This window comes from Longimicrobium sp., assembly GCA_036389135.1.
Lineage (GTDB): Bacteria > Gemmatimonadota > Gemmatimonadetes > Longimicrobiales > Longimicrobiaceae > Longimicrobium.
On sequence record DASVQP010000003.1, the window covers coordinates 20,801 to 45,164 of the forward strand.

Annotated in this window: 30 protein-coding genes; 10 read left to right on the forward strand and 20 right to left on the reverse strand. The window is 69.8% G+C overall.

What is annotated here, in order from left to right; all coding sequences use genetic code 11:
• Positions 1–201: 201 nt before the first annotated feature.
• The gene (locus VF584_00945; protein ID HEX8208721.1) at positions 202–1,062 is read left to right on the forward strand and encodes a hypothetical protein; all 861 of its coding nucleotides are present in this window, start codon (positions 202–204) and stop codon (positions 1,060–1,062) included.
• Between the two features lie 110 nt (positions 1,063–1,172).
• Here VF584_00945 and VF584_00950 read toward each other — a convergent pair whose 3' ends face one another.
• Positions 1,173–2,333 carry a HAMP domain-containing sensor histidine kinase gene (locus VF584_00950; protein HEX8208722.1) on the reverse strand — a complete coding sequence of 387 codons (1,161 nt, stop codon included), beginning with the start codon at positions 2,331–2,333 and terminating at the stop codon, positions 1,173–1,175.
• A 162-nt stretch (positions 2,334–2,495) separates the two neighbouring features.
• Here VF584_00950 and VF584_00955 point away from each other — a divergent pair, with 162 nt between their 5' ends.
• Together VF584_00955 and VF584_00960 are read left to right on the forward strand one after the other, a co-directional pair.
• Positions 2,496–3,680, forward strand: coding sequence for a class I SAM-dependent rRNA methyltransferase (locus tag VF584_00955; protein HEX8208723.1), 1,185 nt, complete (start codon positions 2,496–2,498; stop codon positions 3,678–3,680).
• A 90-nt stretch (positions 3,681–3,770) separates the two neighbouring features.
• Entirely contained in the window at positions 3,771–3,950 is a 180-nt protein-coding gene (locus VF584_00960) for a hypothetical protein (GenBank protein ID HEX8208724.1), read from the forward strand.
• A 273-nt stretch (positions 3,951–4,223) separates the two neighbouring features.
• On the opposite strand, the gene VF584_00965 is transcribed toward VF584_00960, so the two are convergent.
• Positions 4,224–4,994 (reverse strand): hypothetical protein, encoded by a 771-nt coding sequence (locus tag VF584_00965; protein HEX8208725.1) that lies wholly within the window; start codon positions 4,992–4,994, stop codon positions 4,224–4,226.
• Between the two features lie 215 nt (positions 4,995–5,209).
• On the opposite strand from VF584_00965, the gene VF584_00970 reads away from it, so the two are divergent.
• The gene (locus VF584_00970) at positions 5,210–5,620 is read left to right on the forward strand and encodes an OsmC family protein (GenBank protein ID HEX8208726.1); all 411 of its coding nucleotides are present in this window, start codon (positions 5,210–5,212) and stop codon (positions 5,618–5,620) included.
• 43 nt (positions 5,621–5,663) lie between these two features.
• Here the strand turns inward: VF584_00970 and VF584_00975 are convergent, their stop codons facing one another.
• The 8 genes from VF584_00975 to VF584_01010 form a co-directional block, all read right to left on the reverse strand.
• Positions 5,664–6,131, reverse strand: coding sequence for a hypothetical protein (locus tag VF584_00975; protein HEX8208727.1), 468 nt, complete (start codon positions 6,129–6,131; stop codon positions 5,664–5,666).
• Positions 6,128–6,595, reverse strand: coding sequence for a hypothetical protein (locus VF584_00980; GenBank protein HEX8208728.1), 468 nt, complete (start codon positions 6,593–6,595; stop codon positions 6,128–6,130). Before VF584_00980 ends, VF584_00975 begins: the two co-directional genes overlap by 4 nt.
• A complete protein-coding gene (locus VF584_00985; GenBank protein HEX8208729.1) occupies positions 6,592–7,296 on the reverse strand; it encodes a TIGR04255 family protein in 705 nt (234 codons plus the stop codon). Before VF584_00985 ends, VF584_00980 begins: the two co-directional genes overlap by 4 nt.
• A gap of 105 nt (positions 7,297–7,401) precedes the next feature.
• Positions 7,402–8,586 (reverse strand): A/G-specific adenine glycosylase, encoded by a 1,185-nt coding sequence (mutY, locus tag VF584_00990; protein ID HEX8208730.1) that lies wholly within the window; start codon positions 8,584–8,586, stop codon positions 7,402–7,404.
• On the reverse strand, positions 8,496–8,969 hold the full coding sequence (locus tag VF584_00995; protein HEX8208731.1) for a hypothetical protein: 474 nt from the start codon (positions 8,967–8,969) through the stop codon (positions 8,496–8,498). Before VF584_00995 ends, mutY begins: the two co-directional genes overlap by 91 nt.
• A 17-nt stretch (positions 8,970–8,986) precedes the next feature.
• On the reverse strand, positions 8,987–9,781 hold the full coding sequence (locus VF584_01000) for an NAD(P)H-binding protein (protein ID HEX8208732.1): 795 nt from the start codon (positions 9,779–9,781) through the stop codon (positions 8,987–8,989).
• A gap of 100 nt (positions 9,782–9,881) precedes the next feature.
• The gene (locus tag VF584_01005; GenBank protein HEX8208733.1) at positions 9,882–10,280 is read right to left on the reverse strand and encodes a RidA family protein; all 399 of its coding nucleotides are present in this window, start codon (positions 10,278–10,280) and stop codon (positions 9,882–9,884) included.
• Positions 10,280–11,071 (reverse strand): PhzF family phenazine biosynthesis protein, encoded by a 792-nt coding sequence (locus VF584_01010; GenBank protein ID HEX8208734.1) that lies wholly within the window; start codon positions 11,069–11,071, stop codon positions 10,280–10,282. Before VF584_01010 ends, VF584_01005 begins: the two co-directional genes overlap by 1 nt.
• Before the next feature lie 262 nt (positions 11,072–11,333).
• Here VF584_01010 and VF584_01015 point away from each other — a divergent pair, with 262 nt between their 5' ends.
• Positions 11,334–11,984 carry an NYN domain-containing protein gene (locus VF584_01015; protein ID HEX8208735.1) on the forward strand — a complete coding sequence of 217 codons (651 nt, stop codon included), beginning with the start codon at positions 11,334–11,336 and terminating at the stop codon, positions 11,982–11,984.
• Between the two features lie 65 nt (positions 11,985–12,049).
• Here the strand turns inward: VF584_01015 and VF584_01020 are convergent, their stop codons facing one another.
• A complete protein-coding gene (locus VF584_01020; GenBank protein ID HEX8208736.1) occupies positions 12,050–12,445 on the reverse strand; it encodes a DUF4383 domain-containing protein in 396 nt (131 codons plus the stop codon).
• Between the two features lie 145 nt (positions 12,446–12,590).
• Between VF584_01020 and VF584_01025 the strand changes: the two genes are divergently transcribed.
• Together VF584_01025 and VF584_01030 are read left to right on the forward strand one after the other, a co-directional pair.
• The gene (locus tag VF584_01025; GenBank protein ID HEX8208737.1) at positions 12,591–13,205 is read left to right on the forward strand and encodes a hypothetical protein; all 615 of its coding nucleotides are present in this window, start codon (positions 12,591–12,593) and stop codon (positions 13,203–13,205) included.
• Between the two features lie 847 nt (positions 13,206–14,052).
• Positions 14,053–15,120, forward strand: a complete 1,068-nt coding sequence (locus VF584_01030; protein HEX8208738.1) for a hypothetical protein — start codon at positions 14,053–14,055, stop codon at positions 15,118–15,120.
• 121 nt (positions 15,121–15,241) lie between these two features.
• Here VF584_01030 and VF584_01035 read toward each other — a convergent pair whose 3' ends face one another.
• The 4 genes from VF584_01035 to VF584_01050 all read right to left on the reverse strand — a co-directional run bounded on the left by VF584_01035 (position 15,242) and on the right by VF584_01050 (position 18,058).
• Entirely contained in the window at positions 15,242–17,185 is a 1,944-nt protein-coding gene (locus VF584_01035) for an ATP-dependent DNA helicase RecQ (GenBank protein HEX8208739.1), read from the reverse strand.
• A gap of 219 nt (positions 17,186–17,404) precedes the next feature.
• Positions 17,405–17,620, reverse strand: coding sequence for a hypothetical protein (locus tag VF584_01040; GenBank protein ID HEX8208740.1), 216 nt, complete (start codon positions 17,618–17,620; stop codon positions 17,405–17,407).
• Entirely contained in the window at positions 17,620–17,841 is a 222-nt protein-coding gene (locus VF584_01045; protein HEX8208741.1) for a type II toxin-antitoxin system HicB family antitoxin, read from the reverse strand. The genes VF584_01040 and VF584_01045 overlap by 1 nt, the downstream gene beginning before the upstream one ends.
• A 25-nt stretch (positions 17,842–17,866) precedes the next feature.
• Entirely contained in the window at positions 17,867–18,058 is a 192-nt protein-coding gene (locus VF584_01050) for a hypothetical protein (protein HEX8208742.1), read from the reverse strand.
• A gap of 119 nt (positions 18,059–18,177) precedes the next feature.
• On the opposite strand from VF584_01050, the gene VF584_01055 reads away from it, so the two are divergent.
• Positions 18,178–18,753, forward strand: coding sequence for a GNAT family N-acetyltransferase (locus tag VF584_01055; GenBank protein HEX8208743.1), 576 nt, complete (start codon positions 18,178–18,180; stop codon positions 18,751–18,753).
• Between the two features lie 90 nt (positions 18,754–18,843).
• Complete coding sequence (locus tag VF584_01060) at positions 18,844–19,785, forward strand: D-glycerate dehydrogenase (GenBank protein ID HEX8208744.1); 942 nt, start codon at positions 18,844–18,846, stop codon at positions 19,783–19,785.
• Between the two features lie 46 nt (positions 19,786–19,831).
• Here the strand turns inward: VF584_01060 and VF584_01065 are convergent, their stop codons facing one another.
• Positions 19,832–20,257: a VOC family protein gene (locus VF584_01065; GenBank protein ID HEX8208745.1), complete on the reverse strand. Its 426-nt coding sequence runs from the start codon at positions 20,255–20,257 to the stop codon at positions 19,832–19,834.
• A 154-nt stretch (positions 20,258–20,411) separates the two neighbouring features.
• Between VF584_01065 and VF584_01070 the strand changes: the two genes are divergently transcribed.
• On the forward strand, positions 20,412–21,728 hold the full coding sequence (locus tag VF584_01070; protein ID HEX8208746.1) for a DUF4147 domain-containing protein: 1,317 nt from the start codon (positions 20,412–20,414) through the stop codon (positions 21,726–21,728).
• Here VF584_01070 and VF584_01075 read toward each other — a convergent pair.
• From VF584_01075 to VF584_01090, 4 genes are all read right to left on the reverse strand, one after another.
• Positions 21,705–22,136: a GNAT family N-acetyltransferase gene (locus VF584_01075; GenBank protein ID HEX8208747.1), complete on the reverse strand. Its 432-nt coding sequence runs from the start codon at positions 22,134–22,136 to the stop codon at positions 21,705–21,707. The genes VF584_01070 and VF584_01075 overlap by 24 nt on opposite strands.
• Before the next feature lie 2 nt (positions 22,137–22,138).
• Positions 22,139–22,957, reverse strand: a complete 819-nt coding sequence (locus VF584_01080) for an alpha/beta hydrolase (GenBank protein ID HEX8208748.1) — start codon at positions 22,955–22,957, stop codon at positions 22,139–22,141.
• Between the two features lie 182 nt (positions 22,958–23,139).
• Positions 23,140–23,805 carry a helix-turn-helix domain-containing protein gene (locus VF584_01085; GenBank protein ID HEX8208749.1) on the reverse strand — a complete coding sequence of 222 codons (666 nt, stop codon included), beginning with the start codon at positions 23,803–23,805 and terminating at the stop codon, positions 23,140–23,142.
• 2 nt (positions 23,806–23,807) lie between these two features.
• The gene (locus VF584_01090; GenBank protein ID HEX8208750.1) at positions 23,808–24,173 is read right to left on the reverse strand and encodes a type II toxin-antitoxin system RelE/ParE family toxin; all 366 of its coding nucleotides are present in this window, start codon (positions 24,171–24,173) and stop codon (positions 23,808–23,810) included.
• Positions 24,174–24,364: the final 191 nt, after the last annotated feature.

A 24,364-nucleotide genomic window follows, 5' to 3' on the forward strand; every position in this document is an offset into this window, starting at 1 on the left:
ACGTGAGGGCGCAGCCCTCTCCTGTTATCGGGAGAGGGGGCAGGCGAGTGTAACGAGGCGGGGGTGAGGGCCCATGGGCCATCAAAAATCTTGACACCGCACCCGTTTGCGTGCACCGTATGCCCCGTCCGTTCCCCCAACGGGCGCGTGCTTCCCTCCCGCCGTACGCCCGTTTTCCCCGCAGAAAAAGAGGTTACAGCGATGACCTTTCCCATGACGTTCCGCCGTCTTTCCGTTCTCGTGCTGGGCGCCGCGCTGGCCGCGTGCGGCGGCGGTGACGATTCCGAGGCAGGAGCCACTCCCGAGGACGTCGACCAGGAAACCTCCGTCGCGGTGACCGAGAAGGAGGAGGCGTCGTTCAAGGCGCCCGCCGACAGCTCGCTCACCCCGCAGCAGGTGGAGGCGTACCTCAAGACGAGCCTCCTGCAGTTCGACCTGGTGCGCAAGGAAGCGGGCGGCATGCAGCGGATGGAGGAGCGGGCCAAGGACGGCGGGGTGATGGCCGGGCTGCGCAACATAAGCGACGCCGCCGGGATGATGGACCGCATCGGGGGGAGCTACGTCCGCTCGGCGCGCACGCTCAAGTACAACCCGGCCGAGATGGAGTACGTGCGCGAAAGGATGGGCGAGGTGGGCGGCTTCCTGGCGATGAAGCCGATGATCGAGGGGCAGCTGCAGTCCGCGCAGCAGATGCGCCAGCAGGCGAACGAGCTGCGCGCGCAGATGGCCTCGGGCCAGCTCCAGGGCTACACCGAGGAGAACATCAAGGCGATCGAGGACCAGGCCGTCGAGATGGAGCGTGCAGCGAAGGAGCAGATGGGTACCACCTCCGCCGTGGGCCGCAACCTCGAAGTGCTGCGCCGCGCCCGCCCCGCCGTCACCGAGGAGATGTGGGCCACGGTGGGCTTCGCGGGCGGCAGCGCCGGGCTCCTTGGCCTGAGCGGCCTCGCCAACCCGCAGGACACGGCCGCGCAGCGCCAGCTCAACGACTGGCGCCGCGTCTACACCGACGCCCTCGCCAACCGCGCCTCCGCCGCTCCGGCCGCGGCTCCCGCGCAGTAGAAAAAAGCATCACACAGAGAGCGCAGAGACGAACGGAAAGGGCGCAGAGAACGCCTTTCCGTTCGTCTTTCCGTACCCCTCTGTGTCTCCGTGTGAGGCCCCGCCGTACCTCAGCCCCCGGCGTGATGCGCGAGGAACAGGGTGAAGGCGGCGCCACCGCCATCCACGTTGCGCGCCGTGAGGTCGCCGCCCATGGCGCGGGCCAGGCGGCGCGCGATGGCCAGGCCCAACCCGGTGCCCGGCTCGCGCTTCCCACCTTTGCCGCCCGTCGGGAGCTGAAAGAACTCCTCGAACACCGCCTCCTCGCTCCCGCCGGGAAGGCCGGGGCCCGTGTCGCGCACCTCGATCCACCCGCGCTCGCCATCGACGCCCGCGGAAACGGCGACCTCGCCGCTCTCGGTGAACTTGACCGCGTTGGAGAGCAGGTTCACCAGGATCTGCCTCACGCGCGGCTGGTCGGCCGACACCACGACGTCCGAAGGGTCCGCAAAGCGCACCCGCAGCCCCTTGGCGGTGGCCTGCGGCTCCACCGTGGAAATGGCGGCTTCCAGCAGCTCACCCAGCGGGATCGGCTGGAGCTGGAACTCCATGCGGCCGGCATCCAGCTTGGCCAGGTCCAAGATGTCGTTGACGAGCTGCGACAGGTGGCCGGAGACCTGGCAGATGCGCCCCATCATCTCCTGCTGCCGCTCGGTGAGCTCGCCCACGATGCCGTCCTGCAGGAGCTCGCTGTAGCCGACGATGGCGGTGATGGGGGTGCGCAGGTCGTGGCTCATGGCGGAGAAGAAGCGGTCGCGCCTCACCGCCGCGTCGCGCATCTCCGCGTAGCGCGCGGCGCCGGCCAGCGCCACCGAGGTCTGCTCCGCCAGCGCCTCCACCAGCGCGGTGCCGCCGGGGGGGACGTCGCCATCGATCCATCCCACCACCAGCGCCGCCGGCTCCCCGCGCGGGCGCATGGGCACCGCCACCGCCGCCAGCTCGCCCCCCGCCGAAGCCGTGCGCCCGCCGCGCCGCGCCGTCTCCAGCAGCGCGCGCAGGGCTGGAGCGTGCTCGCACTCGGCCGCGGCCCACCACTCGCGCGGCTCCTCGCCGGGGAGGGCCAGGAGCGCGGCGTCCGCGCCCATCAGCTCGGGGAGGCGGCGGCAGACGGCCGCCCAGATCTCCTCGGGCTCCACCGACGCGGCGGTCTCCACGGCCAGGCGGCGCAGCAGATCCAGCTCGCGAAGGCGGCGGTCGGTGGGTGCGGCGGGGAAGGGTGTGTCGATGGCCATTCGGCTGCGAAACGGGGTGCGGCACGGGCGCGGCGCGACGGGGCGGAGGTGCCCGGCGCGGGACGCGGGTGTATGTTTTGCGCGGGCGCACCGCCCACGCACCCGCGGCCAGTGCCCGCCGCGGGGCTCGATACGGTTCCGAAGACCAGGGATTCCAAGCCGATGACGCTCCCCCCGCTCCGCCTCCGCAAGGACGAAGACCGCAGGCTACGTGCCGGGCACCTGTGGGTGTTCAGCAACGAGGTGGATGTTGTTGCCACGCCGCTGGTTGCGTTCCAGCCCGGCGACCTGGCCGAGGTGCAGGACGCGCGCGGCGCACCGCTGGGCGTGGGCTACGTCAACCCGCGCTCGCTGATCGCCGTGCGCATGGTGAGCCGCGACCGCAACGCGCAGCTCGACCGCGCCTTTTTGCGCGGCCGCATCCGCCGCGCCGTCGCGCTGCGCGACACCGTCCTCGGCACCCCTTTCTACCGCGCCGTCTTCGGCGAGAGCGATGGGCTCCCCGGGCTGGTGGTGGACCGCTTCGGCGACCACCTCGTCGTCCAGATCACCACGGCGGGGATGGAGCGCGTGCGCAACGAGATCGTGGAAGCGCTCCGCGACGAGCTCTCCCCCGCCGGCATCCTGCTGCGCAACGACGTGGGCGGACGCGAGCTGGAAGGACTGCCATCGTACGTGGAGACCGCATGGGGCGAGGTCCCCGACGTACTGCCGCTGGAAGAGAACGGGGTGAAGTTCGAGGCGCCCGTGGCGGGGCAGAAGACGGGTTGGTTCTTCGACCACCGGATGAACCGCGCGCGCCTCGCCTCGTACGTACGCGGCGGGCGCGTGCTGGACGTCTTCTCGTACGTGGGCGGCTGGGGCGTGCAGGCCGCCGCCGCCGGCGCGGATCGGGTCGTGTGCGTCGACGCCTCCGCCCCCGCGCTGGAGATGGTCGCCCGCAACGCCGCGCTCAACGGCGTGGAGGAGCGGGTGTCAGCCATCCGCGGCGACGCCTTCGACGTGCTGCGCCAGCTCGCGGCGGACGGGGAGCGCTTCGACACGGTGGTGCTGGACCCGCCGGCCTTCATCAAGCGCAAAAAGGACATCAAGCAGGGCGAGGAAGCCTATCGCCGCCTCAACACGCTGGCTCTGGACGTCCTGAAGCAGGACGGCATCCTGGTGTCGGCGTCGTGCTCGTACCACATGCCGCGCGCGTCGCTGCAGGATGCCGTGCTGCGCGCCGGGCGGCGGCAGGGGCGGTCGCTGCAGGTGGTGGAGCAGGGGCACCAGGGCCCGGACCACCCGGTGCACCCCGCCATCCCCGAGACGGCGTACCTCAAGGCTTTCTTCGTGCGCGTCGGGTAGCGGCTGGCATGGCGCGTGCGAAAAGGTGCGCACCACCCTGACGGCGCGCACCGGACGCCGGCCTGCCCCCGTACCCCCCTGGAGGTCGAGATGGCGGACATCAACGTCGAGCGGAAGCGCAGCGGACCCAACATTCTCCCCTGGCTGCTGGGCCTCGTCCTCCTTGCGGCGCTGATCTGGGGCGCGATGCGCTTCATGGGCGGCAACGACGAAGAGAGCACCACCACCACCACGACGACGGAAAGCACGACCACGACGCCGTCGCCCTGAGGGGCCCCCACGCCCGCTCGTCACCTCGCGGCCCCTCCCCCAATAACTACCTGGGGGAGGGGCGTTTGCGTAGATCTCTGCGGGGCGCACACACCCACGCTCGCCTCCACCACGATCCCCGCCCGCCAACCCGCATCCTCGTAGGGGCCGCCCCAAGTGGCTGCCCGTGCCCGCCACCGCACCGCCCCCCGCCGCACCCGCAAAACAAAGAAGGCGCGGAACCATCTCCGCGCCTCCTCCTGCGTCTCCGCGCCGCTGCGTGAGGCCCGCGGTTTACCGGCTGAGCCCCACCGTAACGCCGACGTGGAAGCTGAGCATGTCCGTGTCGCTGCGCGTCGGGAAGAGCGTGATGGAGCCGTCTGGGTTGTCGACGATGTCGCCCTCGCGCAGGTACTCGGCGCGGCCGGCGTTGCGGTAGGTGGCGCCCAGATCCAGCGACACCGGCGCCGGCCCCCGGCGCAGCGGGATGTAGAGCCCCGCGCCGCCGCCGTACGCAAAGGTCACGTCGTCGAAGTTGGTCGTGCTGGCAAAGGCCTCGTCGCTGTGGCTCCCCTCCAGCGTCGACGAGGTGAAGAGGTACGACACCCCCACGAAGCCGTGCGCGTACGGCCGCAGCGTCCCGTTCGGCGTGCCGATCTGCGGGCCCACGCCCAGGAAGGCGACGTTGTTGGTGGTCACCAGGTCGGCCAGGATGCGCCCGCCGACGGTGGGGCTGAGCAGGACGCGCTGCCGCTCGTAGCCGTAGGTGACCGCCTCACCATCCACGCGGATGCCGATCAGCCCGTCGCGGTCCAGCCGGTGGATGTAGTGGACGTTCCCGCCGAAACCCGACTCCACGTAGTCGCCGAACTCGCCCTGCGGCTTGGCGAGCTCCAGCCGCCCGCCGAGGAAGCCGCCGGTCGGCCGGCGCGGGCCCCACTCCTCGTGGTCGCGGTCGTAATCGGGGTCGTCGCAGTCGCGGCGGCAGTGCTGGGCGTCGGCGGACGCGGGGAAAACGAGTACGGCGGCGAACAGCAGTGCGAGGATGGAGGGACGCGAGCGCATGGTGCCTCTGAGGGTCGTACGGTGGATGAATCCGGTGCCGCCTCACCGTAGGGCAACGCGGGTGCCGAAATCCGCCATTTGCGCAACCAGTTGCGCCGTTTCATCTTGCCCGACGAGCCGCCGAATTGGCTCCTCGCGGCTGACCTACACAGAGGACGGTGTGACACGCCGGGTGATGACGGAACGCAGCCCAAACCCATACCCCCGAGGACGCGATGGCGGTCGAGATCACCGGCAGCTACGCCGGCAACCTGAAGACGGAGTTGCGCCACACCCCCTCCGGCGCGCTGCTCCACACCGCCGCCCCGCGCGACAACATGGGCGACGGCTCATCGTTCTCACCCACGGACCTGCTGGCGGCGTCGCTGGGTTCGTGCATGGTGACCACCATGGCGATCGTGGCGCAACGCGAGGGGATCCCCTTCGACTCCGCCGAGTTCGTCGCCGTCAAGCACATGCGCGCCGACCCACGCCGCGTGGACGCGATCCCGGTGCGCATCCGCATGCCCGCGGGCCTCACCCCCGACCAGCGCGCCCGCCTGGAGCGCGCCGCGCACGAGTGCCCCGTGCACCGCTCGCTGCTTCCGGAGATCAAAAAGGAGGTGGAGTTCGAGTACGCGGACTAGGGTATGAGGGGACTACGATGATCCTGCCCATCTGGGTGCCCCCTCACTCCCCGGGTGCGGGGTTGCAAGGGCGCTGCATGAGAAGGAGGATCTCGCCGTACTTACCACCCGCGAGACCTTCGAGTTCGTGCTCGATATCTTCCCACTGTCCCATCTTACTAGTCCACATTCCAGACGTGAGCTGTCGAGCGATGTGCTCTGCAGTACCATCCCGCCCGTAAATGGCGATCTTTTCGACTCCTTCCTCCAGCGTTGCGTCAGCACACCGCGTGTAGCCGAATGTTTCCATCGCGGCCGCATACCCGCTCACAGAGTACTCGCGCGGCACTCCCTCTGGCCAAGGGTACAACCCAAGCATCTCGTCGTATAGCACGGGAGAGATGAACCTGTCCTGAAAGCCCGCCGCGAACGCAACACAGTTGTAGCGAGGCGTGGCTTCGCTGCTCTTCCACCATTGGGTGGCGGCGAGCCCCGGGTGGTGGTCCACGGAAAAATGTACCGGTTGCGTCACGTTACTAGCCCTCGGCTGCGTCCCCAATCCAGCCACGCACGCGCCATACGGTCCACATAGCCGCGAGCCTCCCATGGAACCGGGTTCTCTCCCGTGATCGACTGCAGTGCCCAAAACCAGTGCGACTCCGTGCGCGCGAGATCCCCCAGGATCAACGGCACCACCGCTTGACCCATCCCTATGATCCGCTGATATGCAGGGTGCATCACGATGTGCATGATGGACGAGGAGTCTCCTGTCTCTGCCCGCCAGCGCTCGGCTAGTTCGCGAAACGGCTCGGCTATATCCGACGCGTTTGACGTGCGCTCAGGCCAGACGCGATAAAAGAACGGAATCCGCCGCGCCAGTGACACCTCATCCAAACGCTCACGGACGAGCCGGGCCTCTTCACTAACGCCGGTAGTCAGCTCAGTACTGTCGAGCCCCGGAAACGCGTCTCGGCCTCCTGGCAGGGCGACGCTCATCGAAATTGCTCCTTTACCTGCTCCGTGAGGGACTCGAAGAAAAGACGGTTGTGGAACTCCCGCAACTGCCTGAACGTTCCCCAGATGAACCGCTCCGAAAGTTCGAACTTTCCCTGCCGCCAGACCTCGAGATCCAGCACAAAGGGAGCAGTTACAGCGTCTGCTCCCGGATTAGGTTCAAAGGCGATAGTCAGCAGCCCTGTTGCACCGCTTCGCAGGTCTGGAATCGTCATTCGGGCGAGATAGCCCGTGAGTGGCCAATCAACGGCCGGGAACAAGCGCAGGTAATCGTCTATTCGCTCGTGCGGCAGCGGGATCTCGATGCGGTTTATATACCGCAATCCCAGCCTGGTGACGAGTCGTGGCTCGAAAGCTTCACTATACGCTTGCCAAATCCATTCAGCATCCGCAGAGAGTGTATTCCAGCCGGGATACGGGCGGAACCCGTGGACCGTCAGTTCACTCCCAGTTACCCGCACCTGTACGCGGGCGTCTGCTGAGCGATACTCACGCACCGGCTCACCCTCGAAACGTCCCGGCGCGCCTAGCTCTGAACCGGCAAAGCGCGCTTGTATGCACGACGAGAACCTGTCCAGGGCCCCCGAGGGTGAGGCGGCAGACGGTTCCACACGGAATGAGAGAATTGCTTCCACGATGGGAGGATTTCGGAACTGCTCCCACATGGGTGCGGATCTGCTCATACTCACTTAAGCCGAGGTTTGCTGTGTCATGCGAGGGAGTGGCGTTCCGATAACACGTGCAACTTGAGGGCCCGGCGCCGTCCTGCCAAATAATATCGTCCTGCCTCACCCGCTGAACAGCGACGGCTCCGCCGCCAGCGCGGCGATGCGGCGCTGGGCGACGGGGAGGGCGTAGGCGGAGAGCTGGTCGGGGGTGGCCCAGGCCCAGGCGTCGTAGTGCAGGGGGCGCGGGTCGCCAGAAAGGAGGGTGCAGCGGACGGCGTGGTAGCTGGCGCGAACGTGGGTGAAGGCGTGCTTCACCGTGCCGATGGCGGCTCCGGCGCGCACCTCCAGCGCCAGCCCCTCGCGCACCGCGCGCTCGGCGGCGGCGGCGACGCTCTCGCCGCGGCGGCGCACGGCGGCGGGGAAGGCCCACATCCCGCCCAGCCGCACATCCACCGGGCGGCGAACGAGGAGGGTGCGGCCCTCGTGCTCGACGACGGCGACGGCGGTGTCTTCGTGCGGGGTGGGCTTCGCCTTCTTCGGAGCAGGGCGCTCGGCCTGGGTGCCGTGGCGAAAGGCGCGGCAGTGCTCGCGCACCGGGCACTCGCCGCAGAGCGGCACGCGCGGAACGCAGACGGTGGCGCCCAGCTCCATCACCGCCTGGTTCACGTCGCCGGGTCGTGGGCCGGGGGCGAGTGCCTCGGCGAGCGACCAGAGGGCGGCATCGGCGGGGGCGGGGTCGTCTGTCCAGCGGGCGAAGACGCGGCGCACGTTGCCATCCACCAGCGCCTCGCCGCGGCCGAACGCGATCGACATCACCGCGCCCGCCGTGTAGCGCCCGACGCCGGGAAGCATGCGAAAGGCGGCCGGGTCGTCGGGAACGCGGCCGGCGTGGTGCTCCGCCACTTCGCGCACGGCGCGGTGGAAGTTGCGCGCGCGCGAATAGTAGCCGAGCCCCTCCCACGCCTTGAGGACGTCGTCCAGGGGAGCTTCGGCCAGGGATTGAAGGGTCGGGAAGCGGTCGAGCCAGCGGGCGAAGTACGGCTTCACCGTCTCCACGCGGGTCTGCTGGAGCATCACCTCCGAGAGCCACACGCGGTACGGATCGGGGGTTTCGCCGGGCGGGGTGCGCCAGGGGAGGTCGCGGCGGTGGGCATCGTACCAGGCCAGGAGCCGCTCGCGCAGGCGAGGCAGCTCGCCGGCGGGGAGGGCCTCGCTCAGTCGCGCACCCAGAGGAAGGTGAGCCGCTTCCCGCGTACCTGGGCGGCCGGGTAGCTGTGCTCGGTAAGCGTGGAGGGGATCACCCAGAGCCGCGAGTACTGGAGGCTCACCGCCACCGTGCCCTCTGGCTCGGCGAGCTCCACGCAGTGCGGGCCGGGGCTCTCCGGGCCGGCGGAAAGGACCGCGTTTCCGCCGCCGTGCGACACGGACGCGCGCTTGCGCCCCTTCACGGCGGGGCCGGCCTGCAGGCACACGGTCGTGCCCGTGCCTTCGCGCGGATCGATCGACACGCGCACCGGGGTCTGCTCACCGCCCTGGCCCGCGGGGGGCGGGGCGGCTCCCGAGAGCACCATCCACAGGGTCGCGATCCCCGCCTGCTTCCACCGGCTCGTCACAGCTCGCATCATCCTCCAGAGGTCCAGCTTCGTACAGCGGACGACCCCGTACACCCGGTCCGCAGGTCGGTTCACGAAACTGTAACATTCTGTTACGGAAGGGCCGTGCCGTATCTTTCCCGAAGCCACTCTTCCCAGGTGATTCGTCCCACGGCGTGCTCCGGCGCGGTGCCGTCTCCGCGGCGCAGGGCGGCGGCCATTCCGCCGGGGAGCGGAAGGTGGATCACCGGCTTGCGGATGCCGCGTGCGGCCTTCCACGCGCGCATCATCGCGCCGAAGCGCAGGACCTGGGGCCCCGCTACGTCGGGCGCGCGCTTCATGGGCCCGGCGGACACGCACTCCCACAGCGCGTCGGCGAACTCGTCCACGTGCACCGGCTGGCACTGGAAGTCGCCGGGGACAAAGCCTACCGGGAGCTTCATCATCCCCGCGAACATGGTGTCGATGAAGTCGTGGAACTGGGTGCCACGCAAGATCGTCCACGGCACGCGCCCCGCCTGCATCTCGCGCTCGGCCGCGAGCTTGTGGCGATAGTAGGCGAATGGGACGCGATCGATTCCCACGATGGAAACGTAGACCACGTGCCGCACACCGGCGCGCCGCGCGGCCTCCAGCAGTCGCATCGTCCCCTGTACGTCCGTGCGCTCGGTGTCGCTTTGGGGGCTGCTGGCCGCGTGGATGATGGTGTGGACGTCCTTGACCGCCGCGTCCACCCCCTCTCCGCTGGCGAGGTTGCAGCGCGTCCATTCGTCGCCCGGCCCCGTGGCGCCGCGGCCGGTGCCGCGCACGACGTACCCGCCCGCGGCCGCGCGCCCCACAAGCGAACGGCCCAGCACTCCGCTGGCACCGGTGACGAGGACGCGCGGGCGGAAAGGATCAACGGACATGGAGACTCGACTCAGTTAACGGGTGGATGGAACTGCTCGGGAACGGGAACGCCCAGCAACTCCGGCTGCGCGTTTGCCTGCTGTTCCTGATCCCTAATCCCTAATCCCTAATCCCTGCTACATACGCCTCCGCCTCGATCTCCACGAGCATCGCGCGGTCGATCAGGGCGCTGACCTGCACCATCGACGTGGCGGGGCGGATCTCGGCGAAGACTTCGCCGTGCGCGCGGGCGACCTCTTCCCAGCGCGCGATGTCGGTGACGTACATGCGCGTGCGGACGACGTCCTCCAGGCGCGCGCCGGCCTGCTCCAGCGCGTGCCGGATGTTGCGAAGCGTCTGCACCGCCTGCGCGTAGGCGTCGCCGGGGCCCACGATGCCGCCGTCCGCGCCCGTGGCGGTGGTGCCGGAGACGTGGACGTGGGGGCCCACCCGCACCGCCCGCGAGTACCCCACGACCGGCTCCCACGGCGTGCCGCTGGAGATCAGGCGCCGCTCCATCAGACGAGCTCCCCGCGCAGGACGGTGATGGCGCGGCCGCCCAGATGCACGCGTTCGCCGGCGGCGCGCACCCGCACGGTGCCCCCGCGGCGCGACGCCTGGAAGCCGACCAGCTCGTCGCGCCCCAGCTTCGCCGCCCAGTACGGCGCCAGCACGCAGTGCGCCGAGCCGGTGACCGGGTCTTCCGCGACCCCCACGCGCGGCGCGAAGAAGCGAGACACGAAGTCGTACCCCGCCCCGCCATCCGCCCGCGCGGTCACGATCACCCCGCGCGCCTCCACCGCGGCCAGCCGCCCGAGATCTGGCTTCAGCGCGCGCACCTCCGCCTCGGATGCGACCTCCACCAGCACGTCGAAGTGGCTGCGCCCCACGTACACCGGCTCCACGCCGAGCGCCGCCGCCAGCCCTTCCGGCGCGGGCGCGTCGAGAATCGGCTTCGCGGGAAAGTCCAGCTCGATCCACTCCCCCGCCCTGCGCGCCGTCAGCAGCCCGCTGCGCGTGTGGAAGCGCGCCACCTCGTCCGCCGGCAGATGCCCATCCTCCCACAGCACGTGCGCGGTGGCCAGGGTGGCGTGCCCGCAAAGAGCCACCTCCACCTCCGGCGTGAACCACCGCAGGCGCCACCCATCCTCCTCCGCGTGGAGAAAGGCGGTCTCCGACAGGTTCATCTCGGCCGCCACGCTTCGCATCCACCCCTCCTCGCGCGGCGCGGGTAGGATGCACACCGCCGCGGGGTTGCCGGTGAAGGCGCGGTCCGCGAAGGCGTCTACCTGGATGATCGGCTGCGGCATGTGGAGCGATTGGGGAGCGGGAGGTGAGTGAACAGGAAGATAGTCCCCCCGGCGCGATTCGGCACGAGCCCCGAATGGAGCGCATCGCGTCCCTTCCGCGACACCCGCCGAACGAGGTTTTGACTAAGCCGCAGAACAGCTTGCGCACCTCACCAGAGTTCTCTAAATTTCTTGCACGTCACCCCCGGGGCTATCGCGAGAGCGATACTCCGGCCCCCCTCGGTCTGCGGGCCGGGGGGTTTTTTTTGCCCAAGAGCGAGCCGTGACGAAAAACGTCTCCTTTCTGATCGACGGGTTCAACCTCTACCACTCGCTCGACACGCTCGGCAAGATGACAGGCGCGTCAGTCAAGTGGCTGAACCTGATGGGGCTGTGCGAGGGATACCTCCAGGCCGTGCGCGGCGGTTTGGGCGAACGGGTCGAACTCGCGCAGGTACACTACTTCTCCGCGTTGGCTGAGCACCTGGTCCCACGCAACCCAGAGGTCGTCGAGAGGCACAGGGCGTACATCCGCGCGCTCACAGAGTCCGGGGTCAAGGTCCAGCTTTCCCACTTCAAGCGAAGGGACGTTCGGTGTCCGGGGTGCGGAAAGCGGTTCGTCAGGTACGAAGAGAAAGAGACCGATGTCGCCATCGGCCTGAAACTCGTGGAGGTGTTCGCCACGCGTGAGAGCCAGACGGCGGTGCTCGTAACGGGCGACACCGATATGATCCCGGCGATCTCAGCGGCGCGCCGCCTCTTCCCGGATCACAAGATCGGAGTTGGTTTCCCGTTCCTCCGCCACAACCGCGAACTCGCTCAGCATGCGGACTACAGCTTCAAGATCGATCAGCGATCTCTGCTGAAATCACAGTTCCCCCCGCGCGTCCGTCTGCGCGATGGCTCCGAGATCGTGCGTCCGGCTGGCTGGTGAAAGCTCGATGCCCCTCGCCCGCCGTCGGGCGAGGGGCATCGAGTTCGTCACCAGACCGCCGCACGCTACACGCGGGCGTGGGCCGTCGTGTCGGGGGCCGCGAAGCCGATGTAAGCGAGGCCGGCGGCGAGCACGGCGTGGAGCCAGATGTCGTTGCCGCCGATGGGGACCAGGCCAAAGGTGGTGGGATCGACGAAGGCCATCACTACCAGCACCGCGTAGATCACGGCGCCGATGCGGCCGTAGCCGCGCGATGCCGCATGGCTGCGCGACGCCACGATCCCCCACACGCCAAACGCCAGGTGCACGATGTTGTGGAGGAGGTTCACCGGAAAGAGCCCGAGCAGCTTCCCGGTGGTCTCGTTGTCGGCCTCCATCCCCATCCCATTGTGCACGAACAGTCCCAGCACACCGAACAGCAGGAACGCGGCTCCGAAGACCAGCGCGCCGGTCTGTGCCATGCTTCTCCTCATCCTCCACCTCCATCCGGGGCGAATGCCTCCCCTTCCGCACCGGTATTCCCGAAGCGGAAGGGATCTTGCGAGATGGCGATGCAAGACTCGGGCAGGCCCGGGAACATGATCCGAATGCAGAAGGAGGCAGACGATGGCGCGCCATGGCTACGACAACCGCGAGTACAAGGGGATCCAGCAGAACTCGGTGCGCCCGGACTGGGGCCGCCCGCATCCGCTGGACCCCAACTGGGCCGACGGGCACTACCACGGGATGCGGGAGGATGAGGGGAACTGGCAGGGCGCGTACGGCCACTATCGCCGCGAGCACTCGCAGGATCTGGGCGGGTGGGGCGGCTACGAGGGGCGCTACCGCCAGCCGCCCGGCGGCTTCAACCGCGAGGGTTGGTTTCAGGACCCCTTCGACCGCGGCCCCCACGGCGCGCAGGGTCGCCCGCTGAACGGCATCCGCGGCTACGACCGGCAGATGCGCGGCGACGCCCACGACGGCGGCGTGCGCTACGACAACCAGTACCTCCAGCAGTACAACCGCGACAGCCTGGCCTTCCGCACGGGGCGCGGCTACGACCGGAGCTACGGCTGGGCCCCCGGCGCCCGCGAGATCGCCCACAGCTACGACGGCAACTACGCCGACCACCTCCGCCACAGGCAGCCGCAGGAGCACTCGTACTCCGGCTACAACCGCGGCGGCTTCACCCCCGGCAACCACCCGCAGCCCGGCACGCGCGCGAGCAAGCCGAACCGGTAGGGGGCCGGGGAAAGGGAAACGGTAGAGCGGGAGCTGCTTCGAGGCCGAAGCGCTCCCGCTCTGCTGTTCGGTATGACGGATTCGGGTCAGTCACTCTCGCTCGGTGGCTCTTTCCGAAGGGCAAATACCGTCACGAGAGCAACGATCGTGACCCCGATCGTCCCCATTCCTTCGAGAGACTTTCCGCGCAAGGTGACGTACAATCCACCGACCATGCCGACGAGCGCGATCAGGAGCGCCGCCAACAGCCCCGCATTGGAACGGCAGGGGGTATCCCCGCGCTCGGCGACACCCTTCCTATTCTGCTTCGCTCTCCGCCCCGGCATCCACGACCCCGTCTAAGCTCTGGAATGCACGTTCCCAGTCGCCACGGAGCGCGCGGGCATCGCTCTCGAATCCACCCGCGAACCGCCCACGGTCGCGCGCCAAAGTGCCTCCGAGATCGAGGGCGTGCGCCATCCCGTAGAAAAATGCGGCCAGTCTCCCCTTCACGTGGGATGGTCTCGTGCTCATGGCGATTCCTTGTCGATGTGAGGCGCGCATCGACGCCCAGGATACCCGCGGTTCGAGGCTGTTGTCGACTCTCTCGTTCGTGCCCGCCAATCGCACCAAGTCCAACAATGACAACATTTTGCGCGCTCGCGACCACTCCGCGCCAGCAGCGGATCGGCGGGGTTGTGAGTAGGCCAGACGGGACGACACGAGCGGCTCAGCGCGCGGATTTTGCGGGTGTTCCCTGTCCCCTGTAACCTGCCCCCTGATGCGGTGTACAGAGCGGGCGGCGCGGCGGGTTGGGCGCGCAAGTGTCTCAGCGAGTGGTACTTGGATGTCGATACGATCGATAGTCATGCGCGCGTTCTGCGCGGTGGCGATGCTGGCGGCGCTGGCCCCGGCCGCGGATGCGCAGGCGATCCGCGGACAGGTGTGGGCGGCGGATGGGGCGCCGACGGCCGGGCTGCGGGTGACGGTGCACGCGGGCGCATGGGCGGACTCCGCGTCCACGGATGCGGAGGGGCGGTTCTCGGTACCGCTGCCGGACTCGCTGGACGGCGATTCAGTGGGGGTGGTGGTGGACGCGGCGGAGACGGCGGCGCGCGTCTTCCACCCGTCCGTCGTGTTGCTCGCGCGCGGAGAGTGGGACGAGGAGGTGCGCATGATCCTGCTGCCGCGCCGCTGGACGATCCGCGCGGGGACGCACGTGGGGCAGATCGTGGAGGTGAGCGCCAGGCGCGGATTCACGCCCACCTGCCGGGGGTGCAGCAACGGCTTCTTCCGGCGCGGCGTCCCCTCGCGCCTGGGCGCGCGCGTGAGCACCGTGCCGGCATGGCGCCCCGGGAGCTTTCCGCTGCGCGTGGCCTTCGACCACGAGTACACCTCCGAGCGCATCAGCCCGCGCGACTCGGCCGCCTTCTGGCGCGAGGTAGCCGAGCTGGAGCGCGACCTGGGCGAACATCTCTTCCGGCCGGCGCGCTTCAGCGAGACGGACCCCGTGGACGACGCGCCGGAGGACCTGGTGCTCGTATGGGTGGAGCGGGGTCTGCGCTCCGCGGGGCTCGGATCGGTGGCGTACAGCGGCGCAGACATCGGGTACGGCTCCGTGCGGTTGGACGATGCCCTCGCCTTCACCCGGCCGGGCGCGCCGGGGCTGATCGCGCACGAGATGGTGCACACGCTCGGGATCGGCCACACATGTTCTTGGTACTCGGTGGTAGCGGACGTCAGCCGCTGTCCCGAGCGGCGCGCTCCATCCGCCACACCCGAGGACGTGGCGTACGTGCAGGTCCACCTAGCGATGGGCTCCCTGCAGCGCGCGCACGGCGCCCGGTGGGGCCTCGATGCAGCGCTCCGCGGCGAGGAAGAGGTGGAAAACTCGCCGAAGCCGAACACCACCCTCATACGGCCATCCGCGCAGTAACGGGTTTTCCAGAGGGCAGCGCACTCGAGGAGAGTGTTGACCCGGAGATGGCCAACCTTTCTCCACGGCTGGTGGCTCAGGCTCCCGCCAGATCGAACCACAGTAGCAGACCGAAGCCCTCCTACATCGCCTCGCACCACGCGAGCACCTCGGCGAAGCGGCGGTCCTCGAGGGCGGCGAAGAGGGGGTTGCGGGTCAGCTTTGCCTGCGTGAGCGCCGGGGTGGAGAGGCCGCAGAGGAAGCGCGCCCGCCGCCGCGCGGTGCCGAGCGCGTCCGGGTGCTTGGCGCACAGCGCGCGAAAGGCGCCGGCGTCGATCTCGCGCTCCACCGGCGGGTGCGGTGGAAGCGCTGGGAAGCGGGTAGGCGTCCTCGTCGAGCACCAGGTGCAGTGGCCGCACGGCGCCGCGCGCACCTCGCCGAAGTACTCCAGGAGCACGTTGGTCTGGCACCCGTCGCGCTCCACCAGCTCCACCACCTGACCGATCCGCTCCACCTCCCCCACCTCTCGCTGGACGAAGCGCGCCTCCAGCTCGCCCGTCAGCGCCTCCACGTCCAGCCGCGGGACGAGCTTGGAGTAGCGCTGGCGCAGGTCGGTAACCTGCAGCTCCGCCAATCCCTGCTCGGACAGGTACTCCAGCGCGCGCACCACACGGCCGCGGTCCACCGTGCCCAGCACCGGCTCGTCGGGCTCGATGGTGTAGAGCGTGCGCCCGAACTTCGCCTGTCCGAACAGAGCCCCGATGAACCGCGCGCGCTCCCCGGAGAATCGCCCAACGACCTCTGGGAGCGGCGCCAGGAGCTTCGCCTTGTAGCCCGCGTAGAAGGGCGTCCCCTGGCGGATCACCCCCAGCAGCTCCAGGTAGGTGAGCGCCGTGCGCAGGACGAGCTGCCGCAGGTCGTGCTGGTTGGCCAGCTTGAGCTGCGCGATCTCGAAGGTGGCGGGCTCCGCGTCGATCCAGCGAAGGAGGCCGCGGATCGACTCGCGGTCTGGCGTGTCGCCGTAGGCGAAGTTCTCCAGCGTCGCCACGTCCTCCATGCTCCCCAGCACCTCTACGGTGGAGTCCAGCCCGTCGCGCCCCGCCCGGCCGATCTCCTGGCTGTAGCTCTCCAGCCCCTTGGGGAGGTTGTAGTGGTAGACGTAGCGCACGTCCGCCTTGTCGATCCCCATTCCGAAGGCGATGGTCGCCACCACGGTGGCGCGGTCGGAGCCCTTCCACCACTCCTGCACCTCGGAGCGGAGCTCGGAATCCATGCCGGCATGGTAGGCACGCGCGGGAATGCCAGCCTCGGCAAGCATCTCGGCGACACTCTCGGCGGTCTTCTGGAGCGTCACGTACACGATCCCGGGGCCCGGCGGGCGGGAGCGGATGCGCTCCATCAGCACGCGGTCCCGCTCTGACGACGCCACCGGGTGGGTGGAGAGGAACAGGTTGGGCCGGTGGAAGCCGGTGACGACCGCACCCCCGGGGGCGATCCCGAAGCTGTCGCAGATGTCCTGCACGACGGTGGGGGTCGCGGTAGCCGTGAGCGCAAGGATTCGCTCCACCCCCAGGGTGCGCGCCGTCTCGGCGAGCTTCAGGTAGTCTGGCCGGAAGTTGTGCCCCCACTGCGAGATGCAGTGCGCCTCGTCGACGGCGAAGAGCGAGATCCTCACCCGCCCGAGCTGCTCCAGGAAACGCTCGTTGTTGAAGCGCTCCGGCGCGACGTACAGCAGCTTCAGCGTCCCCGCGCGCAGCCCGCGCTCCACCGAGGCGATCTCCTGGCGCTCCAGCGAGCTGTCCAGCCGCGCCGCCTCGATCCCGCGCGAGCGCAGGTAGTCGATCTGGTCCTTCATCAGCGCGATCAGTGGCGAGATCACCACCGTCACCCCATCCAAAAGGAGCGCCGGGAGCTGGTAGCAGAGCGATTTTCCCCCGCCCGTGGGGAAGACGGCCAGCGCCCCGCCGTGTTCAAAGAGCGCTTCGATGACCTGGCGCTGCCCCGCCCTGAACTCCGGGAGCCCGAATCGCTCGTGCAGGAGCGCCTCGGCGGCCTCCATCGCACCGGGTGTATCGATCGTCGCCATCGCGTGTGTGCTCTCGTGTCGTGTGACGGGAGGTGCCTTTGCGCATCCAAAATCGTCGCACCGCACGCCGCGCACAATCGCAACGTTCCGCCAGCCGCCGCACGCGCTGCCCGGCCGCAGGCGCGCGGAGCCCGCCAGCGCTCCTTTACGCAAAAAGCCCGGCTCCGCGACGGCGGAACCGGGCTTTGTTGATCATCAGCATCGATCACAGCAGCTCGCTCACGGGTCCGTGCAGTCCCGTTTGTATCCGCAGTTGGGGCAGACGATCTTGCAGTTGTGGTCGTACATCTCCACACCGCAGATGTCGCAGAAGTGCTGCGTGGGCACCTCCATTTCGCGGAAACGTGGGGGCGCGGGCTCAGGCGGGGGAGCGGCGGGCTCGGCGGCTTTGTGCGCGTTGATGCGGGCGCACCAGCTCGGGTCGAAGTGCGCCATCAGCACCCCGCATCCGGCACTTCGACGTACCCGATGCGCGTCACGGAGGCCGGGATCGCCGCGCCGTCCTCGCGCAACGCGTCGAGGTGGAATTCGATGGCTTCTCGGATCAGCTCGCGCACCTCTTCCTCGCTCTCCGCGACGGCGGCGCACCCCGGAAGGTCGGGAGCGTACGCGCCGAAACCGGTCGGGCCCCGTTCGATGACGACCGCGTACTTCATCGTGCCGCTCCTGTTCCGGTGAACGCTACTCCCTCGCCGCCCGCTCCACCACCCAGATGGTGGGGTCGAGCTGGTCCACCTCTTCCTGCCTGCCATCGTCCCAGCGGACCACGGCCCAGAGGGCGAACCCCTCCACGATCCAGCCCATGACGCCGGCCACGTGCTGCACCGCGTCGCCCGTGTTGTAGAAGTGCCGCGACTCCAGTTGTGCGCTCACCGAACCGCTCCCCGCCTTCCGCTGTGGATCTCCCCCGGCCGCATCCACGGGCGGACGCGCGCGGTGGGTAACTTGACGCCACGGGCCGGTCCGGGGCAACTTCCCGGCCCGCTTCCGCCGTGTCCCGAACCGTGCAGCGCGTGCCGTCCCAGGAAGATCCCGTCATCGAGTCCGCGCGTCTCGTCATCCGCCCGCTGGGGCTGGACGACGCGCCGCGCCTGCAGGCCGTCTTCGACGCCACGCCGGACTACTTCGCCGTCGTGGCCGGGCTGGAGAGTGCCACGCCCGAGAGCGCCGCGCACGAGCTCCGCGAGGCGGCCGCGCGCCCCGGCCGCGAGGTTGCGCTGATCTCGCTGGCCGACGGCACCGATGCCGGCGCGCTTGGCTGGTGGGCCGCGCATCCTGAGCCGGACGTGGCGTTGCTGGGGATGATCCTGGTCGCGCCCGCGCATCGGGGCACGGGCGTGGCGCGCGAGGCCCTGGCCGCGCTCGAAGGCCGCCTCGCCGCGCTTGGCATCCGCCGCCTGCGCACCGCTTTCCAGCGCCGCCGCCTCGCCATCCATCCCGTTGTGAAGGCGCTGGGGTTCAGCGAAATGAGCATCCGCGAGCACACCAAGCTGGGGCTGGCGGGCGCGAGCATATCGCTGTGGGAGAAGGCCATCGGGAATTTCCCTCACACAGAGACACAGAGATAACGGCAAGGAACGACAAAAAGGTTTTCTCTGTGCCCTTGCCCTTCCCCTCCGCGGCTCTGTGTGAAGCTGCTTTTGCCGAATTCGAGGATGATGCCTGAGCCGATCATCGCGACCACCTTTCCGCTTCCGGACGAGGCGCTGGCGTTGCTGCGCGAGGTGGGGACGGTCGCCGGGCCGGATGGATGGCGCGATGCGCTGGGCGAGGCGCAGGCGCTCCTCTGCCTGCTGACGAACCGGGTGGATGCGGCGCTGCTGGAGCGGGCGCCGCGGCTGCGCGTGGTTGCGAACGCCGTGGTCGGGTACGAGCACGTGGACGTGGCGGCGTGCCGCGCGCGCGGGATCGTCGTGACCAACACCCCCGACGTCCTCACCGGCGCGACGGCGGAGCTGGCGTGGGCGCTGATCCTGGCGGCGGTGCGGCGGCTTCCGCAGGCGGAGCGCTCGCTGCGCGCGGGGGAGTTCGGCGGGTGGGGATTCTGGGACTACCTCGGCGGCGACCTCGAAGGGCGGACGCTGGGGATCTTTGGGATGGGACGCATCGGGCGGGCGGTCGCGCGGCGGGCTGGGGGCTTCGGGATGCGCGTGGTCTACCACTCCCGCACCCCGCTTTCGGCTGACGACGAGCGCGCATTCGGGGCGGAGCGCGTGGACTTCGACGGGCTCCTGGCCCGCAGCGACGTCCTGTCGCTCCACGCGCCGCTCACTCCCGAGACGCGCCACGCCTTTGGCCGCGACGCCCTCCGCCGGATGCGCCCGGGGAGCGTCCTCATCAACACCGCCCGCGGCGCGCTGGTGGACGAAGCGGGCCTGGTCGATGCCCTCCGCGACGGGCCGCTCTCCGCGGCGGGGCTCGACGTGTACGAGCACGAGCCCGCCGTGCACCCGGGCCTGCTGGAGCTCCCGAACGTCGTCCTCCTCCCCCACATCGGCTCCGCCACGCGCGGCACCCGCACGGAGATGGCGATGCTCGCCGCCCGCAACGTGCACGCGGTGCTGGGCGGCCGCCCGGCGCTGACGCCGGTGAAGGGATGAAGTGCGTAAGTGCGTTAGTGCGTTGGTGCCGCGGCCATCGAGAGTCTCACCTTAGCTGCTGGGCCAGTCCGATGATGATGCCCTCGGGGCCGCGCACGAAGCAGAGCCGGTAGATGTCCTCGTACTGCGTGATCTCTCCGACGAGCTCGGCACCGTGGCGGCGCAGGCGGGCAACAACGTCGTCGACGTCGTCCACGGCGAACATGATGCGGCGTATGCCCAGCGTGTTCGCCGGCGCGTTTGCCGGCTCGGCTCTGACTGGCGGCGGCGTGTGGAACTTCGTCAGCTCGACCCGGCTGTGGCCGTCCGGGGTCCGCATCATGGCAATGTCGGCCCGGACGCCTTCGAGGCCGACGGTCTGGTCCACCCAGCGCCCCTCGACCGTCGTCTCGCCTTCCAGCTCCATCCCGAGCTCGGTGAAGAACGCCTTGGCAGCCTCGATGTCTTCGACAACGATGAGAACGTTGTCCATTCGCTTGATCGTCATATCCCCGGAGCATAGGATCGGAGCTGCACGACGGGTGGCGTGATCTGGCGCGCCAACGTAGGTACATGCGGTGTCGATTGCTAGAGACGCACCAGCTCACGCACGCCCTTTCCCGCCGCCCTAACCCCCAGACCCGCCCATGCCCCTGCGTGACGACGCCCGCCGCATCCTCGACGCCGCGATAGATGCGGTGGACCCGCGCGAAGCCGTGCTCCGTGCACTCGGGCGTGAGGGCGATGCGCTGACGGTTGGCGGGGAGAGGGTGGAGCTGGGGGAGGTGGAGCGGGTGCTGATGGTGGGCGCGGGGAAGGCGGCGGCGGGAATGGCGCGCGGTGCCCTGGAGGTGCTCGGCGATCGCGCGGCGGGGGGATGCATCACGGTGCCGCACGGCGGGCGCGCGGAGCTGCCGGGCATCGAGGTGTGGGAAGCCGCGCACCCCGTGCCGGACACGCACGGCCTCGCCGGCGCGGTGGCGGCGCTGCGGGTGGCGCGCTCGGCGGGGGAGCGCGACCTGGTGCTCTGCCTGCTCTCCGGCGGGGCGTCGGCACTGTGGCCGTGCCCGCCGGCCGCGGTGGGGCTCACGGACGTGCGGGAGGTGACGGCGGCCCTCCTGCGCGCCGGGGCCGGGATCGGCGAGATGAACGCCGTGCGCAAGCACCTGTCGCGCATCGCGGGGGGCGGGCTGGCGCGCGCGGCCGCACCGGCGAGGCTGGTGACGCTCGCGATCTCGGACGTGGTAGCGTCGCCGCTCGACGTGATCGGTTCGGGGCCCGGCGTGCCCGACACCACCACCTTTGCGCAGGCGGTGGACGTGCTGCGGAAGTACGGGCTGAGGGCGCCCGATGCCGTGATGGCCCACCTCCAGGCCGGCGCCGCCGGGATGGTACCGGAGACGCCCAAGCCCCGCGACCCCGCGTTCCGCCGCGCATCGGCGCACGTGGTGGCGTCGGTGCGGGATGCGCTCGCCGGGGCAGCGCGCGCCGCGCAGGAGCTGGGCTACCGCGCCGAGATCGTCGCGGACGACCTGGAGGGAGAGGCGCGCGACGCCGCCCGCGAGATCGCCGCGGTCACCCGGCGGCGGCGCGGGGAGCACGACGGCCCGCTCGCGCTCCTTTTCGGCGGCGAGACGACGGTGACGGTGCGCGGAAAGGGGCGAGGCGGGCGCAACCAGGAGCTCGCTCTCGCCCTTGCGCTGGAGATCGCCGATGAAGACGGGGTGGTGGCCGCCACGCTGGGTACGGACGGAGTGGACGGGCCCACCCCCGCCGCCGGGGCCATCGTGGACTCCGGCACGGTGGCGCGCGCAAGGGAGCGCGGCGAGGATGCGCGCGCCGCGCTCGACCGCAACGACAGCCACACCTTCTTCCGCGCCACCGGCGAGCTGGTGGTCACCGGCCCCACCGGGACGAACGTGGGCGACGTGGTGCTGGTGCTACTCGGCGAAGGCCGAGTCTGACATGCTTTCAGCAAGCGGCTCCTCCCAGGTGGCGGGGTCCAGCTCCAGCACCGGCCCACCCCCCACCGCGGCGACGCCCATCTTCAGAAAGAACGCCTCCGCCCCCCGCTCGGGCACCAGGCGCAGCGCCGCAGCGTGGGCCCGGCGCACGCGCCGCACCGCGTCGGTGAACATCCACCGGCCGCGCCCCCGCCCCGTCCACTCCGGGGCGACCCAGAGGTGGCGGAGCGTCCAGCGCTCCCCTTCGTCCTCCAGCGCGTAGAATCCTACGAGCCGCGTCCCCTCCGATGCGGTGAAGACAGGATGCGCCGCGACGTACTCCGGCGTCACCGCGGCGGCATGGGCGCGCGCCAGAGCGGCCATGCGCGGGGCATCGTCGGGGTGGGCGCGGCGGATGATGAGCGACACGGCTACGGCAGGTTCCGTACGAGGAGGTCGAGCACCCCCTCGGGGTTGTCGGTGTTGATCCAGTGCCCGCCCTCCAGCCGGTGGAGGAAGACGCGCCCGGTGGCCGCCCCCGCCGCCTCCACGCGCGCCGCGGCGGACTCTTCCAGCGTGTTGGACTCGCTGGCCTTCACGAAGTGCAGTTCCACCCGCTCCGGCGGGCGCGCCACCGTCTCCCACAGGTCGGCGCGGAAGAAGTCGCGCAGCATCTCCTCCATCACGTCGAAGTCCAGGCGCCAGCGGTAGCGCCCCTCGTGCGGCTCCAGGTTGATGGCCATCCACGCGCCCAGCCCCTCGTCGTACCCCTTCGCCATCAGCCCCTGCACCGCCTCCGCGCGCGACGCGAACTCGGGTGGCAGCGAGCGGATCGCCTCGATCATCCGCCACGCGCTCCCCTCCGGCGCGCGCACGGCCGGGGTGGAGTCCATGATCCACACCTGCCGCAGCCCGGCCGGTGCGGTGCCCGCGTAGGTGAGCGCAACCTTGCCGCCGAACGAGTGCCCCATCACCGCCGCCACCTCGCCCTGCAGGTGCCCGGCGAGCGCGGCCACGTCCCCGGCGCTGGCGGCCACGGTGTGCGGCCCCGCGAAGCCGCGCGAGCCGCCGTGCATGCGCAGGTCGGTGAGCACCGCGCCCCACTCCGGCCGGCGCTCCACCAGCCGCCGCGCGATCGTGCCCCAGTTGCGCCCGGAGCCATAGATGCCGTGCAGCACCAGGAGCCAACGCTCGGGCGTGCGGCCGGGGGCGTGGACGTGGCTGTGGCTGAGGATGGGGTCGCTCGGCATCGTCGGTCGCAGGGGTGGATTCGGAGTGCCCGAAGCTACCCTTCCCCCCGTGGCGGGACAATGCCTCGGCAGTTTCACACAAAGACGCAGAGTAGAACTGCAAGAACCCAGAGGAACTTCTTGTAGTTCTCCCTTGCTGTACCTCTCTGTGTCTCTGTGTGAGACCGCAGTTGCCGTTGCGGTCAGGGACTGGTCTTCAGGAAGCTCACGAACTCGTCCACCGTGCGGCGCTCCGCGGCAGACAGCTTGGCGAACGATTCCAACTGGGCGGCGAAGCGCGAAGCCTGCTCCCGGAGCGCCGGCTCCACCCCCGAGACGGCGCCGGCAAGCGCGGCAAGCTTCCGCTGGGGGAGCTCATAGAAGCGGCTGAGCTCGTCGAGGAGATGCGGAGACGGCTGGTAGCCCTCCTGGCGCTCCATCGCCGCCAGCTCCTCCCGATCCGCGCCGATCCGGTCCGCCAGCTCGTCCAGGGTGAGCCCCTTCCGCTTCCGCAACCCGCGCATGATCTCGCGGAACGCGAAGCGGATCGTCCCCGCCTCGGGGTCGGCCGGGGTCATCCGCACCTGGACCTTCTGCTCCAGGGCCTCAGCGACGCGCTGGAGCATGCTTAGCGAGTGCCCGTCGTAGTCCGCGTCCTCCAGCCGGCTGATCACCGACTGGCGCGTGCCGATCAGCTCCGCGAGCTGCTTCTGCGTGAGGCCGGCCGTGGTGCGGCGGTCGTGAATCAACTGCGCGATCTCCGCGTTCGCCCGCTCCCGCTCTACCGAGGCCGCGCGGCTTGCGTTCCCACCGACGTAGCGGCGCCGGAGGATGCCGCCTGCGCCCCGGGTGCGGCCTTCCCTTTCCATGATCAACGCTCCTCCCGGTACGTGTACTTCTCCGGCGCGCCCGCGAAGCGCCGTTTTCGCTCCACCGCCAGGTCGATCTCCCCGGGTGGCACCCTCCCTTCCTTGGTAATCCCGTGGGATATCACCGCCACCCTGCCGTTGAAGAAGTAGAGCACGCGATAGTTGACCCGCTGAGAGACCGCGCGCAACTCGTGGATTCCATCCCGCAGCGTGTCCGCGTGCGGCCGCCGGAGCTCGTGCCCGCTCCGCTCCAGCAGCTCGACGCGGGCGATCAGCTTGTCCTGCACGCCGGTGCTCAATCCGTCCATCCACTCTAGGAAGGGACACACGTTCCCCTCGGCGTAGAACACCACCACGGTCTGCGGCATCGTCGTCTCCTCCGGAGTGGAGGGAGACGATAAACAGACGACCGCGCGCCGTCAATCACAATATTGAGATAAACCTGCCGAGGCGCAACCGTACAGCCACCTCACGAACGCACCCTGCATGCGGACGGCCCGATGGGAGCCGGCAAGCCATAGAGGAACAGAAGCCCCTCCCTCTATTCCTTGCTGTACCC

Bases quoted from the DNA above. Each gene is read 5' to 3' on its own strand.
- VF584_00980 (HEX8208728.1), bottom strand. From the start codon at position 6,595: ATGAGCGTCGCCCTGCCAGGAGGCCGAGACGCGTTTCCGGGGCTCGAC.
- VF584_01065 (HEX8208745.1), bottom strand. From the start codon at position 20,257: ATGGACAACGTTCTCATCGTTGTCGAAGACATCGAGGCTGCCAAGGCG.
- VF584_00945 (HEX8208721.1), top strand. From the start codon at position 202: ATGACCTTTCCCATGACGTTCCGCCGTCTTTCCGTTCTCGTGCTGGGC.
- VF584_00950 (HEX8208722.1), bottom strand. From the start codon at position 2,333: ATGGCCATCGACACACCCTTCCCCGCCGCACCCACCGACCGCCGCCTT.
- VF584_01080 (HEX8208748.1), bottom strand. From the start codon at position 22,957: ATGCCGAGCGACCCCATCCTCAGCCACAGCCACGTCCACGCCCCCGGC.
- VF584_01090 (HEX8208750.1), bottom strand. From the start codon at position 24,173: ATGCCGCAGACCGTGGTGGTGTTCTACGCCGAGGGGAACGTGTGTCCC.
- VF584_00970 (HEX8208726.1), top strand. From the start codon at position 5,210: ATGGCGGTCGAGATCACCGGCAGCTACGCCGGCAACCTGAAGACGGAG.
- VF584_00985 (HEX8208729.1), bottom strand. From the start codon at position 7,296: ATGAGCAGATCCGCACCCATGTGGGAGCAGTTCCGAAATCCTCCCATC.
- VF584_00960 (HEX8208724.1), top strand. From the start codon at position 3,771: ATGGCGGACATCAACGTCGAGCGGAAGCGCAGCGGACCCAACATTCTC.
- VF584_01045 (HEX8208741.1), bottom strand. From the start codon at position 17,841: ATGAAGTACGCGGTCGTCATCGAACGGGGCCCGACCGGTTTCGGCGCG.
- VF584_01070 (HEX8208746.1), top strand. From the start codon at position 20,412: ATGCCCCTGCGTGACGACGCCCGCCGCATCCTCGACGCCGCGATAGAT.
- VF584_01005 (HEX8208733.1), bottom strand. From the start codon at position 10,280: ATGGAGCGGCGCCTGATCTCCAGCGGCACGCCGTGGGAGCCGGTCGTG.
- VF584_01035 (HEX8208739.1), bottom strand. From the start codon at position 17,185: ATGGCGACGATCGATACACCCGGTGCGATGGAGGCCGCCGAGGCGCTC.
- VF584_01060 (HEX8208744.1), top strand. From the start codon at position 18,844: ATGCCTGAGCCGATCATCGCGACCACCTTTCCGCTTCCGGACGAGGCG.
- VF584_01085 (HEX8208749.1), bottom strand. From the start codon at position 23,805: ATGGAAAGGGAAGGCCGCACCCGGGGCGCAGGCGGCATCCTCCGGCGC.
- VF584_01025 (HEX8208737.1), top strand. From the start codon at position 12,591: ATGGCGCGCCATGGCTACGACAACCGCGAGTACAAGGGGATCCAGCAG.
- VF584_01020 (HEX8208736.1), bottom strand. From the start codon at position 12,445: ATGGCACAGACCGGCGCGCTGGTCTTCGGAGCCGCGTTCCTGCTGTTC.
- VF584_00965 (HEX8208725.1), bottom strand. From the start codon at position 4,994: ATGCGCTCGCGTCCCTCCATCCTCGCACTGCTGTTCGCCGCCGTACTC.
- VF584_01040 (HEX8208740.1), bottom strand. From the start codon at position 17,620: ATGGCGCACTTCGACCCGAGCTGGTGCGCCCGCATCAACGCGCACAAA.
- VF584_00955 (HEX8208723.1), top strand. From the start codon at position 2,496: ATGACGCTCCCCCCGCTCCGCCTCCGCAAGGACGAAGACCGCAGGCTA.
- VF584_01000 (HEX8208732.1), bottom strand. From the start codon at position 9,781: ATGTCCGTTGATCCTTTCCGCCCGCGCGTCCTCGTCACCGGTGCCAGC.
- VF584_01030 (HEX8208738.1), top strand. From the start codon at position 14,053: ATGCGCGCGTTCTGCGCGGTGGCGATGCTGGCGGCGCTGGCCCCGGCC.
- VF584_01010 (HEX8208734.1), bottom strand. From the start codon at position 11,071: ATGCCGCAGCCGATCATCCAGGTAGACGCCTTCGCGGACCGCGCCTTC.